Annotated in this window: 12 protein-coding genes; 2 read left to right on the top strand and 10 right to left on the bottom strand. The window is 42.4% G+C overall.

What is annotated here, in order from left to right; all coding sequences use genetic code 11:
- Window positions 1–360 precede the first annotated feature (360 nt).
- The 8 genes from KO525_RS12170 to nrtS form a co-directional block, all read right to left on the bottom strand.
- Complete coding sequence (locus KO525_RS12170) at window positions 361–2,694, bottom strand: xanthine dehydrogenase family protein molybdopterin-binding subunit (RefSeq protein WP_215964091.1); 2,334 nt, start codon at window positions 2,692–2,694, stop codon at window positions 361–363.
- 9 nt (window positions 2,695–2,703) lie between these two features.
- A complete protein-coding gene (locus KO525_RS12165; RefSeq protein ID WP_215964090.1) occupies window positions 2,704–3,165 on the bottom strand; it encodes a (2Fe-2S)-binding protein in 462 nt (153 codons plus the stop codon).
- Window positions 3,159–3,839, bottom strand: coding sequence for a nucleotidyltransferase family protein (locus KO525_RS12160; protein ID WP_215964089.1), 681 nt, complete (start codon window positions 3,837–3,839; stop codon window positions 3,159–3,161). The genes KO525_RS12165 and KO525_RS12160 overlap by 7 nt, the downstream gene beginning before the upstream one ends.
- Before the next feature lies 1 nt (window position 3,840).
- On the bottom strand, window positions 3,841–4,863 hold the full coding sequence (locus KO525_RS12155; RefSeq protein WP_215964088.1) for an XdhC family protein: 1,023 nt from the start codon (window positions 4,861–4,863) through the stop codon (window positions 3,841–3,843).
- 145 nt (window positions 4,864–5,008) lie between these two features.
- On the bottom strand, window positions 5,009–6,490 hold the full coding sequence (locus tag KO525_RS12150; RefSeq protein WP_215964087.1) for a sulfatase-like hydrolase/transferase: 1,482 nt from the start codon (window positions 6,488–6,490) through the stop codon (window positions 5,009–5,011).
- Between the two features lie 40 nt (window positions 6,491–6,530).
- Complete coding sequence (locus KO525_RS12145; protein WP_215964086.1) at window positions 6,531–8,102, bottom strand: sulfatase-like hydrolase/transferase; 1,572 nt, start codon at window positions 8,100–8,102, stop codon at window positions 6,531–6,533.
- A 491-nt stretch (window positions 8,103–8,593) separates the two neighbouring features.
- Window positions 8,594–9,361 carry a sulfite exporter TauE/SafE family protein gene (locus KO525_RS12140; protein ID WP_252736893.1) on the bottom strand — a complete coding sequence of 256 codons (768 nt, stop codon included), beginning with the start codon at window positions 9,359–9,361 and terminating at the stop codon, window positions 8,594–8,596.
- A gap of 97 nt (window positions 9,362–9,458) precedes the next feature.
- A complete protein-coding gene (gene nrtS / locus KO525_RS19735) occupies window positions 9,459–9,701 on the bottom strand; it encodes a nitrate/nitrite transporter NrtS (protein WP_215964085.1) in 243 nt (80 codons plus the stop codon).
- 219 nt (window positions 9,702–9,920) lie between these two features.
- On the opposite strand from nrtS, the gene KO525_RS12130 reads away from it, so the two are divergent.
- A complete protein-coding gene (locus tag KO525_RS12130) occupies window positions 9,921–11,621 on the top strand; it encodes an amidohydrolase (RefSeq protein WP_215964084.1) in 1,701 nt (566 codons plus the stop codon).
- Between the two features lie 92 nt (window positions 11,622–11,713).
- On the opposite strand, the gene KO525_RS12125 is transcribed toward KO525_RS12130, so the two are convergent.
- The gene (locus KO525_RS12125; protein WP_303522969.1) at window positions 11,714–13,096 is read right to left on the bottom strand and encodes a PAS domain-containing sensor histidine kinase; all 1,383 of its coding nucleotides are present in this window, start codon (window positions 13,094–13,096) and stop codon (window positions 11,714–11,716) included.
- Window positions 13,056–14,579 carry a sigma-54 dependent transcriptional regulator gene (locus KO525_RS12120; RefSeq protein WP_215964083.1) on the bottom strand — a complete coding sequence of 508 codons (1,524 nt, stop codon included), beginning with the start codon at window positions 14,577–14,579 and terminating at the stop codon, window positions 13,056–13,058. Before KO525_RS12120 ends, KO525_RS12125 begins: the two co-directional genes overlap by 41 nt.
- A 194-nt stretch (window positions 14,580–14,773) precedes the next feature.
- Here KO525_RS12120 and KO525_RS12115 point away from each other — a divergent pair, with 194 nt between their 5' ends.
- Window positions 14,774–16,072 (top strand): efflux RND transporter periplasmic adaptor subunit, encoded by a 1,299-nt coding sequence (locus tag KO525_RS12115; protein ID WP_215964082.1) that lies wholly within the window; start codon window positions 14,774–14,776, stop codon window positions 16,070–16,072.
- Window positions 16,073–16,100 lie beyond the last annotated feature (28 nt).

Genomic DNA, 16,100 nt, shown 5'->3' with positions numbered 1-16,100 from the left:
AACGGCAGGGACGCCGTTGCAAGGGATGGTTGTTCACTTCAAGGACGAAGGGAATTCGTCAGTACATGGATGTACGTCAGACGAACCATGGACATACTTTCATTCCGTCTTCGACGATAATATAAATCTTAAATAAGGATTAGGGATTTACCACAAAGCCGTCTTTTTGCCTACATGATCTTAGAAACAAAGAGCGGCTGTTGCAAAAAGTAAGGTCGACGCAGTCGAAATAGCTGCCTGCAGGGCAAAGAAAACTTCAAGCTCCGCGCTATTATGGTCGACGCAGTCGAAATGGTCGACGCAGTCGAAATAGCCGCCCGCAGGCCAAAAACCTTAGCCTGCAGGGTAACTATCTAAACCCTAAACTACATTTAAGTGCTTATTCACAGGTAAATTTCTCACCCTAACCCCACACGCATGGAATATTGCATTAGTGATACTTGGGATCACCGGAGGAATGCCCGGTTCACCGACGCCTCCTGGAGGTTGAGAAGATTCAATAATATGGGCAAACATGGGTGGTGCTTGGTGTATTCGAGTCATTAGCGAATCGTGGAAATTCGACTCAACGACCACACCATCTTTGACCGAAATACCTCCCATTAATCCAATGGTTAAACCAAATACCATAGCACCTTCCATTTGTGCTTTTACACGGTCAGGCGTCACAGCAACGCCGCAATCAATGGCAGTATGCATCTCCAATACTTTTAACGTGTTATTTTCAACCGAGACTTTAGTTGCCGCCGATACGTAAGTGCCAAAACTTCTAAATACCGCAACCCCCCAACCTTGCCCTTCAGGCAGCTTTTCAGATGTATTGGCTTTGTCACATACGTAGTTTAAACAGGCTTTTAAACGTTTAGTATCAAGTGGGTGAGTGTCGTAGCCCATACCATAATTCGTATACTTAAAACCATCCTGTTTCGGATCAACATGACGGTCTGAGCCCAATAAGTTCATCCACATTTTCTGCGCTGAAATATTCGATTTAACCGCCAGTTCATCAACAAAACTTCCAAGCGCAAAACCGTTATTCAAACACGCTACAGCCCGTAACCAACCAATTCGAACATGCCCTTCCGCCGTTTGGGTTTCGAGGGACAAATTTTGTAAATCAAATGGCGTGTCACCAAATCCAACTGATAAATCACTGTGATTTGGTCGATTGGTTTTGTCGTTAAATGTCCAGCCAATCGGTGGATAAGCTACTCGTTGGATCCAATAGTCTGCGGTTTGCTTGTCGGTCAACTCGGCTTTCATATAGTTGGCAGACACGGAATGATAAAAACCATGTTTAATATCGTCTTCACGAGTCCAAACTACTTTCACTGGCTTTTTAACCTTGTTTGAAAGCTCAACCGCTTCTAATACAAAGTCAGCTTTTGACTTACGGCCAAAAGCACCACCCATCAAGGTAATATTAAACTCAATTCTATCAGCGGCTTTATCTCCAGTGAAACCAAGCTCTGTAGCGACAAGACCCTGCGCCCACTGTGGATTTTGTACACCAGCCCAAATTACACATTTTTTATCAGCACCAGACCCTTGCACCCACGCAGTCGCTGCTGGCGTTTCCATTGGTTGGTGATGTTGATATGGCATAGTGTAGACAGCTTCAATGGTGTTTTTTGGATCATAATTATGACCGTAAACGTCCCCTTTTTTGCGAGCTGCTTCACCAGGTTGTTGAACTTTTTCAACTAACTCTTTTAAATAAGATTCGGAGTCATGACTCTTATGCTCGCTCAACTGCCACTCAACTTTTAACGCTTTGCGTCCTTGATGTGCAGCCCAGGTATTTGTAGCTAATACAGCAACCCCAGATATTGGCAAAACATTTACCGGTAAAGGGCGGTTTTTAAGTTGAACAACCTCAACCACACCTTTTATTTTTAACGCCTCGGTTGCATCAAAGGACACCACTTTACTGCCAACCACGGGCGGACGTTCAATACTGGCAATTAACATCCCTGGCAATTGAATATCTTGGGCATACGTTGCGCGACCAGCGATAATGTCGTCTTGGTCGAATAATTTCACTTCTTTACCAATCAATTTAAATTGATCGGGAGACTTCAATTTAACTGATTTTTGATCAGGGGCATCTAACTTAGATGCCGTCTGCGCTAACTCACCAAATGATAGTGTTTTACCACTCAATAAATGTTTAACAACGTGGTTTTCTGCGGTTACGTCAGAACGTTTAACGCCCCACATATCCGCTGCAGCTTGTTCTAACATTTGCCTCGCGGCCGCACCAATTTTACGCATATCGATAAATTGATTACGAATTGATGTTGAACCGGCAGTCCCCTGCGCACCGTAACGTTTGTCGGCTTTGCCCTGAACGACAAACACTTGTTGCCAATCTGCTTCCATTTCATCTGCAATAATTTGTGGAATAGAGGTTCTTATGCCCTGTCCCATTTCACACCGGTGACATACAATCGACGTCGAACCATCAGGGTTTATCGCAACAAAAAAGTTAAGAGCATGATCGGCTTTTACGTTGGCACTGTCACCGCGGCTTGGCGATGCATGCAAGATTGATGAAAACCCAGGCATAACCGTCGCGAGAACAAATGCACCTGTGCCAATGCCGAGTTGTTTCAAAAAGCTGCGTCGGCTGACATTAGCAATTTCAGCGGCAGATGAGGACGGCCCGTTTTTTATTTTTGTATAGTCAAACATAACCAATCCTTACTTGTTCGCTGGCAGTTGTGCCGCATGTTTAATCGCTTTTCGGATCCTGTCGTATGTCCCGCACCGGCATACATTGCCTTGCATATGCAGGTCGATTTCTTCATCGGTCGGATTTGGAATAGTGTCTAACATGGCTGATGCCGACATCATTTGACCTACCTGGCAGTAACCACATTGTGGCACCTTAAATTCTCGCCAGGCGATTTGCACCCGATGATTTGCATCGTCGTCGAGTCCTTCTATGGTAGTAATAGACTTATTCGCAGCATACGAAATAGGGGTGATGCACGACCGCATAGCATGGCCATCAATATGAATGGTGCATGCTCCACATTGGCCTAACCCGCACCCAAACTTGGTTCCTAGCAGGCTCAGTTCGTCCCTGAGCACATATAAAATCGGCATATCGTCTGGCACATCTATCGTGCGCTTTTTATTATTTATCGTTATATTTAACATGCTTTTTCTCCCGTTAAAGCATTACATTCTTTCGTAAACTGGTTAGTTTGAGCTTTATTCCAATCTTCTAATTCTTGTTTGGTATCTATGTCAATAATCGCTTGGTTTAACAATATAGTCTGCCTTTGGTCACCTGCATTATTTAAAATATGTTTTGCCCCTTTATCGCCAGTTAATTGCTTAAGCTGCGAAAACCAAGCTTTTGGAAAAACAGCAGGGACAGACAGTCCGTCCTGAGTTTCACAACAGATGATCTTCTCCGGTTGCTGTGCACTTAATCTAACTAATGACTGATATGCAGCTGTGTCTAAAGCAACTTGGTCACAAAGTGTAATTACAATATGACTGCAGTTTGGCAGCTGTTTTAGCAAAATATCTACGGAATCAGCGATCGTATGGCCCATCCCGAGACGACTATTCTGAGGGGTAATCCAAGTTAACTTTGGTGAGCCATTCAACTTGATTGGCGTAAAATTGGCTAACTTAATGTCATCGCGAATTGCCGCAAACAGCGGTAAATTCAGTTGGACAAGGGTATTTATTTTAGCTTGTAAAAGAGGCGTTTTGCCGTTCGACGTTGCGACTAAACTTAATTGTTTGACGCCATTAAATCGTCTACTTTGCCCAGCCGCCAAAAGCAAAATAGCCGGATTTAAGTTGAAGGGTTTAGTCATCTCAACCGACACGCTTCAAGCCCTTTTTATCAGCTTGGGTAAATGCTATTTTATTCTCAAGTACTGCGTGTATTTCAGCGGTAATAGACAGTGCGATAGACTCTGGTAATTCGCCTCCAATATCCAATCCAATTGGGTTAGACAAGGGTTTCTGTAAGTCTTCAACGGATATTCCTACGGATTTTAGAACTTTTTCAGTGCGGTGTTTTGGCCCTAACAAACCAACAAAATCGGCACTGGATTGTTGAACTAACAACAATGCTTCGCCGTCAAGTTTGACGTTATGGGTCATAATAACCACCGCATCGAGTTGCGTTAATGACGGATGACCGACTAAGTCTAAAAACTTGTCTCTGACAATATGTTCAGCATGTACAAACTTGTCACGCTGGGCGTAATTCACTCGTGGGTCATACATTATTACGCGCCAACCTAAAACCTCTGCCATGGCCGCTAATGGCTGTGCATCAACTCCACCGCCAAAAATTGCGATTTGTGGGGCTGGGGTAAATTTGTGTTCAATCACTGAATTTGTTAGCGCGTCTGAGGACAGTGCTGAGTTTACAATTGACGTTATCTCGCCGGTCTTAACGACCCAATTATTAGGAAAAGTCGAAGTTGTGTCTTGCGCATAATGACTAATTTGTCGTTCGGAGAGTTGCTGCTTTAATAGAGGTAATTCAAGAAAATTATTGGCCTTGTTAATTGGCTGAAGCAAAATTTTAACCATGCCACCGCAACCAATGCCGAGTTGCCAACCAATGTCGTCTTCATCTCGCATGTCATAACAGACCGTCTGATTTTGACCAGAGTCCCAGCAACGACGAGCTTTACGCATAATATCAGGTTCTAAACATCCACCGCTGATCAAACCATAATATTGACCTAGATCGTTGATAAACATCATCGCACCGGTTTTGCGGTACGACGAACCTGCTGTTTCGATAACGGTTGCTAAGATCCATTGATGCTGGTCAATTTGCGAATGCCAAACATCCAATAATTTTTCCAAACGTATACTCATAGTGACCACTTTGCCTCTTAAGAATACCTTTTATCCGTTAAAAAAGCCCAACAGTCAATGTTGAGCTTTTTTAAATTGTAACAATTTGTCGTGGTTAGCATACCGTTAATGACTTGGTTTCATTAACTTAAACAAAGAGTTAATGTTATTTTGAATTTAAGTCAAACGTTTCACCGTGTCGCGGCATCGCTGCTTCACGCCACTTTTGCCCTTCTTCATGGATATGAAACCACTGTGGTTCTTTATTGCTCCAACTCCAGTGGGCCATATCTGTCACCATATCCTGCAACAACTGTGGGTGTTTACTGCTGATGTCGTTCTTTTCACCAATGTCTTTATCTATGTCATATAACTGCCATTTACCTGTTGCTTTGGTTCTAACCGCTTTAAAATTGTCACGACGAACTGAAACATCACTTGCCGCAGTACGATGCCTCATAACATAAAGGCTTTCACCTGCTCGTACCGGTTTTTTCGCCAATATGGCAGGTAAAAGGTCTTTGCCATCTAACAACTTTTTAGTCGGTATTTCAGCGCCTGCCAATTGAGTAAATGTTGGATACAAATCAAGTGCCGACACCGGATATGGATAATGGTCTTTTTGTGCGGCAATACCTTTGGGCCAATACACAAACATCGGTACTCTGTGGCCCCCTTCATGAGCGCTGCCCTTGCCTTCTTTAAGTGGCAAATTTACGCCACCCTGTTGAGTTTTCCCGCCGTTATCGCTCATAAATACAATTAACGTATTTTCAAGTTGACCGGTTGCGTCTAACGCATCCACAACTCGCTGCACTCCGCGGTCTACCGCATGAACCATAGCTGCATAAATACGACGTTTCTTATTTTTGATATGAGCAAACTTGGCAATGTCTTCTTGTTTTGCTTCTAGTGGCACATGTGGAGCGTTGTAGGCGAGGTAGAGGAAAAATGGTTGAGATTTTTCTTTACCTGCTTGTTCAACAAAGTTTACCGCTTCACGGGATAATGCATCAGTTATATATTCAGTTTCACGTACTTCTTTGCCGTTGTGTTCTAACGGTTTAATGTAGTCGTTAACATAACGCACACCACGTTTTGTTAAGGCTTCGTAGCGTGGACGATATTGCTCAGGGAAATATTGATGCCCGCCCCCCAAAAAACCATAAAACTCATCGAAACCACGATTATTAGGATGATAACGAGATTCTTCACCTAAATGCCATTTACCAATTGCCCCGGTAAAATAACCAGATTTTTGCAAGGTTTTACTCACATACTCTTCATTAACATCAACGCCTGTCGTAGAACCAGTTGTTGGCAAGTTAAACTGAGCACCAATTTTATGTGGGTATCGACCGGTTAATAACGCCGCGCGGCTCGGTCCACAAAATGGATGGGCGACATAAGCTGAGTCAAATACCACGCCTTGGTTTGCTAACGCGTCAAGACTTGGCGTTGGGATTTCAGTGCCACCATTAAAGCTCACATCGGCATAGCCCAAATCATCCGCTAAAATTAGCAGGATATTAGGGCGTGCACCTTGATTGATATTGCTTTGTGTTTTTGAATTTAATGTTTTTGACGGCGAAGCGCATGACGTCGCGCTCACTAACAAAACCATAATCGTTAAAAAATACTTAGTCATTGGGTCCTCGATAGCCAGTATTTAATTGGCTGATACAGAATTAATTTAAATACGCTTTGCCGTGGTGTTCCAACATAGTTAATGCAGGATCGTCGACTCGTTTAAGTTCTTGTTTTAACAACATCACCATAGCCGCGCGTTGTTTAACGTATTTTTTGTTTTTGATAAGATTGTTCATCTCTAGCGGATCATTTTTTAAGTCATAAAGCTCGTCAATGTTATCACCTGGGTTCCAAACAAATTTAAACTCAGGCGTACGTATTGCACGAATACCAAACCATGAACCGTTGTACCATTCATAGGCATACAGTGCTGTGTCAGGTTGACCAGCTTCCGCTTTATCACCTTCAAGCATCAATGGCGTCAAGGTATGTCCGTCCACATCACCGTCAGACTCTAACGTCATCCACTCGGATAAGGTTGGCGTAACATCTAACAAAGAGACTTGGCGATGAACAATTCGTGGTGCAATATTTGGATTTTTAATCAGCAGCGGCATACGCATTAACTCATCATAGGCATACGGTCCTTTGTCATATAAAGTATGTTCGCCTAACATACTGCCTTGATCGCCGAGCAAAACTATGTGTAAGTCGTCATAAATACCTTCGTCTTTCGCCGCTTGCAATAACTCACCAACAATTTGGTCAACCATCGCAATCGCACCGTAATAAAATGCGCGTGATTTACGCCAGTCTTCATCAGACATATGACCAACATCATGCCAAGGCCACCAAATGCCCCCCTGTGCCAGTGGTTTGTTGATGCGTTTAGCTAAATGATTGCCTGGCACAGCCACCTTTTTAGGGTCATACATACTCGCAAACGGCTCTGGTACTCGATAAGCCGGATGTGGTTGATTAAAGCTCACGATGCCAAAAAATGGGCGGTCGTCGGTTGCCATCTGCTTAAGCATCTTTTTACCATGCACCACTTTTTTATAAGCTTCGGTGTCTTCAAAAGTCCCATCTAAGGTTTTCCAGTATTCGTGCTTTTCGCCGTTTTTATCTAGTTTGCCTTTGTAATAACCTTCTACTTGAGTCACCTTTGAGTAGGGCGTATACGGACGACTAAAACGTTCTCTTGGTTCATGACCGTGACCTAAATCTATTTCAGCACCGCGCATTTCTGTACCGCGCGCCCCTAAATGCCATTTGCCAACATGACCAACTAAATAACCCGCATCGGACGCTCTTTTGATTAAGCCCCCTTCAGACGGATCTAATTCAGCTTTACGAGAATGATACAACTCTACGTTGTCATCCAAGCCATTTTTATGTCCCCAGCGGCCTGTATAAAACGCTGCACGTGAGGGAGAACATAATCCAGTTGTTGTCATCGCATTATCAAAACGAGTTGACTCAGACGCCAAGTTGTCGATATTAGGCGTATGCACCGGACCACCTCGATACGAAAACGTATCGAACCGCATATCATCAAACATCAAAACCAATACATTTGGTTTTTTCTTTGTTGCAGTGCTGCTATCTTCCTGCTTGACACTCGTGCCGGTAGCAACCGTTTCAGCGGACGTTAACGAACATGAAACCAACGCCGTTGTGGTTAATAGAAAGCATGCTGAATACGCAACGCTTTTAATTTTAGTAAACATAATCTTTATCCCTAATCGCCAAATTAGTTTATTTTTATTTTAAATATTATCGATGAATAGACACGCGTCCCGGTCGGCCACCTGTCGACTTAACCTCTGCGAACAAATCGGATTAATACGACACGTGATTATCTCGTCCTGCCGTAACGTTCATCCTGTTCAATCATCGCGGCTAATTGTTGTTCCGAACCTTCGATAAAAATCGTAATACCTATTTAAACATATCATGTTTAAATTACAAGTCATAAAAACGTCAAAATACAAATATCAAATGCATAGAAATAACAACTGCGGAAATAGTACGACAAGGCGATAGGAGCTCGAAAGAAAAGGAATTAGGCGTTATTTAGTTTGTCCAACAAGCCGACAGAACCAATATAAGTTATGGCTTAAATGAAACGTGCATAGTAAAACTTTAATAATAACCGGAGTTTAAAACCAAAATTTCACGACTGACTAATAAAAATAAGGGGCCACTTATTATGGAACAATCAACCATAGGTCACGATGAAAAAATAAATGGTAATGATGCAGCTCATCAATATCACAAACCACCTTACATATTGTTGTGGCACTTTCATCGAAACCGCTGCGGAGAAATAACCACCAATTAAAGTGCCGACTAATACTGCACTCCCTTCGAACCAAGCGATGGAGTCGTTTAATATAAATAAGAGTATCGCCGCAAGAGAAACCGAAGAAGACACGATTAACTTAATACCATTCATTACATTGATGTTTGAGTGCCCTGCCAACGTTAAGTAACTTAAAACAACAATGCCTAAGCCCGCATTAAAAAAACCGCCATAAATACATACACCTAATAACACCATTGCCAAAAAGACCATTCTGAAGTGAGACGCATATTTATTATGGTTAGAAAAAGACTTTAAAAAAAGATTGGCTTTACCGCCAAAGATAAACAATAAGGTGGCAAAAAGCAGCAACCAAGGAATGGCGGTCTGAAAAGTTGATTCTGAGGTTTGCAGTAATAAATACGCCCCAACCCCGCCACCAACAACGCTGGATAAGACGGTAAATAGGACTTCTTTCTTGTGGTTTGTTAATTCATTTCTAAATGCATAAGCGCCACTTAAGTAACCTGCGCAGGAAGAAAATGTATTGGTCGCATTGGCAATTAGTGGCGTTACACCAACAAACACTAAGGCTGGGAACGTTATAAAACTGCCCCCACCGGCAATCGAATTTAGGATCCCTCCCACTAAACCTGCAATAAAAAGCAAAATAAAATCCATCATTATCGTCTTACTCCGCTGTTTCTTGGGCCACTGTATCTTGATCTACTGTATTGTGGGATTTTAATACTTTTTTAAATTTACGTTAAAATGGTTTTAATTAATGTGTTTTTTCATATTGTTGAATTGCCTTTACTGCAGAAAAGGTCGACACACAATATGGAACTAAATATGTCAGTAAAATTTGAATAATGCGATCAGCTGACATATTCATTTCAAGCAAAGCACCGCCATGATTGATCAGTGCGAGTAGCGTCCCCACTAAAATTGAGACTTTTAGCGCAGAATATGCCACTTTTTTTGAGAGCGCTAACGAAATAAAACTACTAGGTACATTGGACACGTCTTGTGTTCCTTATTAGTGCTAAGTCATATGATATCTAACAGTATAAATGAATAGTGGTGATAATCATTGAAGAAATTTAACCATTTTAATTCTTCAGCCTTTACAACCTAACTAATTTCTTTTGAGATTAATTAGTGCCCTTTTATTACCAAACATTGTGTTATCAATATCAATTGATTAACGTTGGTTTATTCATCAAAGCGAGTAGATTTGAATATGACTTTAAAATTCACCAACGTAATTTACAAAACGGTTTTGTATTGCCTAAGCGCATTATCGTTTAGCGTACTGGCACAAAGTACATTAATTCATAACATCCAAGGCTATACCTTTTTAAACAATGGTCAGCTAACCAAGTTTTCGGCCATCGTATTTGAAGATGGCAAAGTTGTTGAAACGTTTGGTGAAAAGGACAAAAAGAAAAACGCAGAGCTACTTAAATCATATCCAAATGCGGTGTTTATTGATGGCAAGGGACAAACCATGCTACCGGGATTAATTGACGGTCATGCGCATTTTTTAGGTCTTGGTTACAATTTAATGCAGGTTGATGTTCGCGGGATAAAATCGAAACAAAAAACCGCATTAAAAGTAGCTCAATATGCCAAACAAAACCCCAAATTAAACTGGATTTTAGGCAGAGGTTGGAATCAAGTATTGTGGCCTTCAAAAGAATTTCCAACGGCAAAAGACTTAGATGAATATGAAGCCGACCGCCCTATTGTCTTAAGTCGGGTTGATGGCCATGCTGTTTGGTTAAACACCAAAGCAATGCAACTTGCAGGCATAACACGCAATACCATATCGCCAGATGGTGGGGAAATTGTCAAAGACCATGACGGCGAGCCCACGGGCGTTTTAATTGATAACGCCGAGAATTTAATCACGGAGAAAATTCCTAATCAAGACGACACTAAGTTAATGACAGCATTTAACAAAGTTAATCAACACCTCTTAGAACTCGGTATTACCAGTGTGCACGACGCCGGCATTGACCACGACAGTTACCATTTTTTAAAAGACCAAGTCGCGGACGACAACTTTAAAGTGCGTGTATACGCAATGTTAGCCGCAACCGACAGCAAACTAGAAGACATGTTAAAACACGGCTTTGTGAATGATCCAAAAGACATGTTATCTATCCGCAGTGTAAAAATATACGGTGACGGCGCCTTAGGTAGCAGAGGAGCCGCAATGTTAGCGCCTTATCATGACGACGCAAAAAATACCGGGTTATTGGTGACGAGTCCGGCGAGATTAAACGTACTTTTTAGCACCATTTTTAACTACGATTTTCAAATCAATATCCACGCCATTGGCGATAGAGCGAACCGGATAGCACTAGATGAGTTTGAAACTGCATATAAATCCAAGCCCGAAGCGAGAACGTTTCGAAATCGAATTGAACACGCACAAGTGGTCAATTTAGAAGATATTCCAAGGTTTAAACAATTAGATATTTTACCTTCAATGCAGCCTACTCATGCTACGTCAGACAAAAACATGGCAAAAGACAGAATTGGAGAGGAACGATTAAAAGGTGCTTATGCTTGGCAGTCATTTTTAAAACAAGGCAGTGTTGTAGTTGCTGGCTCAGATTTTCCGGTTGAATTGGCAAATCCATTTTTTGGCTTGCACGCTGCTATTACTCGTCAAGACAGAGAAGACCAACCGCACGGTGGTTGGATTAAAGAACAATCGTTAACCGTTGCTCAGGCATTAAAAGCCTTTACCATAGACGCGGCATTTGGTGCACATCAAGATAAAATATTGGGCGGGTTAGTAAAAGGAAAGTGGGCAGACTTTATTTTAATTGACCAAGACATTTTTGAAATCGATGCAAAAAACATATGGAAAACAAAGGTATTGGAAACCTGGATAGCAGGCAAAAAAGCGTTTTCAGCCAAGGGCGAGTAACCCGGCTCAAGTAGGCCAACGATGACTTAAACACGATTAAAAAGGACGCTTAGCGTCCTTTTTGCTTGGATGATATTTTTAATTTAAAAGTATTAAAATATTAAGCTAAAACAGGCGCCACCAGCGTCGCTTGTTGATGCTTTTACGGTACCGCCATGGGCGTTCATTACTTGTCGTGTTAAGGCTAAACCTACCCCAGATCCTTCTTTTTTTGTGGTGTAAAAAGGAATGAATATTTTGGCTTTCATTTCATCGTCTATTCCAAAGCCATTATCTGAAATATCGATAACCACATGACCACGACGATTTAAACCAGCACTTAAGTTTATCTGCGGATGTTCAACATGTTGTGTCGCTTGTTGGGCATTTTTAACAAGGTTAATTAAAACTTGTTCCAACATGGCACGGTCGGCTTCTACTTTTAACGCCGCTGGCACCACTGCTATTATAAATTCAAAGTGGCAATGAGCCTGTTCTTGCCTAGCGATTTCAATAACCTGCGAAAACAATTCATTAATCGTTATTGGCGTTTTAACCGGCGGCGGCAAGCGGGTTAATTTGCGATAACTGCCAACAAATTTCATTAAACCTTCACTTCGACGGGCTACAGTGGTTACGGCACTTGAGATATCATCAAGGTGAGATTGGATCTCTGGTTGGTCGCCAACCTGTTGTTTTGTGTCGGACACTAAGTCCACGGCCGTTTTTGCAAGAGATGCAACAGGCGTAATACTGTTCATTATTTCATGGGTCAATACTTTCACAAGATCTTGCCACGCTTGCAGTTGACTGGCGTCCAGTTCGTTTTGAATGTCTTGCAAACTCAACAATCGTTCCTGTCCCTGCGCGACAATCACCTCGGTCATAGACACACTCAATTGCTGAGTCATATTATCGGCCTGAAAAGTGACTAAGCGGCGTTCTCCAGCTTTCATGCTCGTTAAGTTAAATACAAATTCAGGCCCAAACTGGTCTAAATCTTCAATACGAACAATCCGCGCCTTACCAAATAGCCGTCTCGCGGCATTATTCCAAATCGTTAGCTGCCCATTTTGTTTAATGCTTATCAATGGCACAGGCACATGTTCGATTACGGCTTTTAAGTGTCGAAGTTTTTCTTCTTGCTGCTGACGACCCGCTTGAAATTTTTGCAAAATGTCGGCGAATGCGGCTCCCAGTTCGGCAAAGCCTGCTCCTAACGCCGACAGATCAAAACGCTGTGAATAATCGGCGTGTTTTGCCGCATCTAAAAACCGAACTAGCTCGGCGTTGGTGCGAGTTGTAAATTTAACAATACTATAACACTGCAAAACAAGGATCAGCGTGGCCATAACTGTCGCAGCATGGTATCCCGGTTGATAAATAAGATACGTCATCGCCAATAAATTGAGCATGATCAACGCTGTACGCAGTCCAATTAGGATTGAAAATCGTTTAAAGCCCATGTTTTTCCATTCTCCGATAGAGCGCGGCACGGGTTAATCCTAATGCTTTGGCTGTATGACTGATGTTATAGCGATAGGTACGCAGCGCCTGAGTAATTGTGCGCTTTTCTATTTGCTCAAGATTAAGGTTGTTGCCATTGGCAATTTCATCCTCAACATTTTTAGCTGAAACGGCGTCAAAGTCCGGTCCGCGTTCAGCACCAGACACAGAGTTATGGCTTGCGCTCAACTTGTTGTTGTTTTCATTCCCATGTACCAGCCCTTCAATATCAGTATTTATCGTTGGGGAGCCAGTTGGCGTTTGAGGTAATGATTGCAACTGAAAATCTGCAACCGTGAGGTGCGTAGATTCACTTAATATCACCGCTCGTTCCACAGCATGTCTTAACGCTCGGATATTACCCGGCCAAGGATAAGCCGTTAAAACACGAAGGACGTCAGCGGTTATTGGTAATAATGGCTTGCCATATTTTTTACAATAAAACGCCGCGTAATATTCTGCGATAGGCTTAATATCTTCTGGCCTTTCTCTAAGGGCTGGTAGAGTGATCTCAACGGTATTTAACCGAAACAGCAAATCTTGTCGAAACTGCGTGTCATCAAGAAGGGTTTGTTTACTGGCATTGGTGGCACATATGACTCTAACGTCAAATGCTTTAGGCTTATTGGCGCCAAGCGGGGTTATTTGACGTTGCTCTAACACAGTTAATAGTTTTGCCTGTAAATGCAGAGGTAAATTGCCAAGTTCGTCCAAAAATAGCGTTCCGCCTTCAGCTGCTTCAAGTTTGCCAATACGATCTTCATTTGCTCCGGTAAATGCACCTTTTTTATGACCAAATAGCTCGCTTTCAAATAAGCTTTCGGAAACCGCTCCGAGGTCAACGGTCATAAAAATTCGATTTTTACGGCCGCTTTGTAAATGTAATTCACGGGCAACTAACTGCTTGCCTGTGCCGTTTTCACCTAAAATGAGAACATTGGCATCGGTCGGCGCACTGCGGGCAACTATAGACATGACCGATTTCATCGCGGCTGAATTGCCCAATATTTGTGGTCGCTCGGTTTGATTGGCGACTTTGATTAAAAGTTGATTAGTAGTCTGTAGTTGTTTGGCTTCAATTCGCACTTCACCTAAGTTTGCAGCGCTGGAAATGGTCGCCACCAGCTTTTCGTTCTGCCAAGGTTTGATCACAAAGTCTGTCGCGCCTAGCTTCATCGCTTCGATGGCTAAATTAAGCCCCCCATGTGCAGTGATCATAACAACGACACAGTCCGGGACTAATTGTCGTATTGTCGCCAACCATTTTAATCCCTCTTGGCCAGAACTTTCCCCCGGTCCAAAATTCATATCAAGCATTACCACCTGAAATTCATTTTGTTTTAACAGCTCTGGGATCTGCTCAGGTTCATGACAGGTTATGACCTCAAAACGATGTCGACGTAATAGCAGCTTTGCAGCAACGAGAATGTCTTCATCGTCATCGATAATAAGAATTTGGCTCTTGTCTGCCATCCGGTTAACGCACTCGTTTAATCAATTAATAATGTTCGATATCGTACACTTGCTGTTCGGAAACGTACAGTTTATTAAAAGAACAAATCTATAAAACACAAATAATTCATTATTTTCAACACGTTACAAACTGGAACAATACTTGAAGTGTAACCCACTAATAGAATTCAAATTTGGTTAAGTGAATACCCAATATGACAATGCAATCAGCGCCTTCAGCGCAAAAAGCCAGTGATAAAATATCAGGTGCGGGAATGGACCGTAAAATAGTAAAGCCATCTACGTCACTTAAGAAAGTAAAATGGGCAAGTATCATAGTTGTGTTCATCGCTTTAATTGCCTACTTTCAGTCAACGTTAAATTCCGGTAAAGCAATGAAAGTCGACAGCCAACGGATCGCTATTTCTGCTGTAACTTCAGGTATTTTTGAAGACTTCATTCCAATCAGAGCCCGTGTTATTCCAGCTAAAACAGTGTATTTGGATGCCATTGAAGGTGGCCGTGTAGAGCGTATTTTGGTCGAGGATGGGGTTACCTTAAACGCTGGAGACTTGATTGTTGAGTTATCCAATGCCTCGTTACAACTCAGTGTATTAGGGAACGAAGCCAGAGTAGCGGAGCAGCTTAATAACATGCGTTCAATAGAGTTGAGTTTAGAACAAAATCGGTTACAACATAAACGCAACTTAGTGGATATTAATTACCAGATTAAACTACTTACACGTCAAGTAAGCCGTGAAGATGAACTGATGAAAACAGGTGCGGTGAGTAAATCGACCTATGCCGACACCGCAGATACGTTAGAGTGGTATAAAGCGCGACTTGCACTAACGTTGGAGAGTCAAGCGTCTGATAAAAAACTACAGGAAAGCCAGTTGGTGTTCTTAAAAGACACCGCTATGCGACTTGAAAGCAATTTAGCCATTTCCCGTCAGAACCTAGCCAATATGAATGTCAGAGCGCCCGTTAATGGCAAGTTGTCTGGCTTTGATTTTGAAGTTGGTCAAAGCATTGATAAAGGCGAACGATTAGGCCAAATCGATACGCCGGATGACTTTAAGCTCACGGCGCTAATTGACGAGTTTTACCTTAGCCGTGTCGACATTAATCAACACGCCACGTTTGAAAATTACCAACTCACCGTGTCAAAAATTTACCCGCAGGTTACCAATGGTCAGTTTGAAGTTGATTTACAGTTTGTCGACCAACAACCCGACGGTATTCGTCGCGGACAGACAGTGCAAACCAAGTTAACACTTGGGGATTCAAGTGAAGCGCTGCTTATTCCTAATGGGGCTTTTTATCAAGACACCGGCGGCAATTGGATATTTGTTGTCACGGCAGATAGCAATGAAGCAGTGCGACGTCCGGTACGACTTGGACGCCGTAATAGTCGCTTTATCGAAGTGTTAGACGGACTTGAAGTGGGCGAACGTGTGGTTACAAGCCCTTACACTAGCTACCAAAACATGCAGCGTCTCAAGCTCAACTAATTTACCTTCTGACAACAAACAAATTGAA

It is taken from the genome of Psychrosphaera sp. B3R10 (assembly GCF_018861025.1).
Classification (GTDB): Bacteria; Pseudomonadota; Gammaproteobacteria; order Enterobacterales; family Alteromonadaceae; genus Psychrosphaera; species Psychrosphaera algicola.
The sequence above is the reverse complement of the archived record's forward strand: the minus strand, read 5'-3'. Positions and strand labels throughout refer to the sequence as shown.

Excerpts from the sequence above, each read along its gene's own strand:
- KO525_RS12170 (WP_215964091.1), bottom strand. The coding sequence starts at position 2,694 with ATGTTTGACTATACAAAAATAAAAAACGGGCCGTCCTCATCTGCCGCT.
- KO525_RS12165 (WP_215964090.1), bottom strand. The coding sequence starts at position 3,165 with ATGTTAAATATAACGATAAATAATAAAAAGCGCACGATAGATGTGCCA.
- KO525_RS12160 (WP_215964089.1), bottom strand. The coding sequence starts at position 3,839 with ATGACTAAACCCTTCAACTTAAATCCGGCTATTTTGCTTTTGGCGGCT.
- KO525_RS12155 (WP_215964088.1), bottom strand. The coding sequence starts at position 4,863 with ATGAGTATACGTTTGGAAAAATTATTGGATGTTTGGCATTCGCAAATT.
- KO525_RS12150 (WP_215964087.1), bottom strand. The coding sequence starts at position 6,490 with ATGACTAAGTATTTTTTAACGATTATGGTTTTGTTAGTGAGCGCGACG.
- KO525_RS12145 (WP_215964086.1), bottom strand. The coding sequence starts at position 8,102 with ATGTTTACTAAAATTAAAAGCGTTGCGTATTCAGCATGCTTTCTATTA.
- KO525_RS12140 (WP_252736893.1), bottom strand. The coding sequence starts at position 9,361 with ATGATGGATTTTATTTTGCTTTTTATTGCAGGTTTAGTGGGAGGGATC.
- KO525_RS12130 (WP_215964084.1), top strand. The coding sequence starts at position 9,921 with ATGACTTTAAAATTCACCAACGTAATTTACAAAACGGTTTTGTATTGC.
- KO525_RS12120 (WP_215964083.1), bottom strand. The coding sequence starts at position 14,579 with ATGGCAGACAAGAGCCAAATTCTTATTATCGATGACGATGAAGACATT.
- KO525_RS12115 (WP_215964082.1), top strand. The coding sequence starts at position 14,774 with ATGACAATGCAATCAGCGCCTTCAGCGCAAAAAGCCAGTGATAAAATA.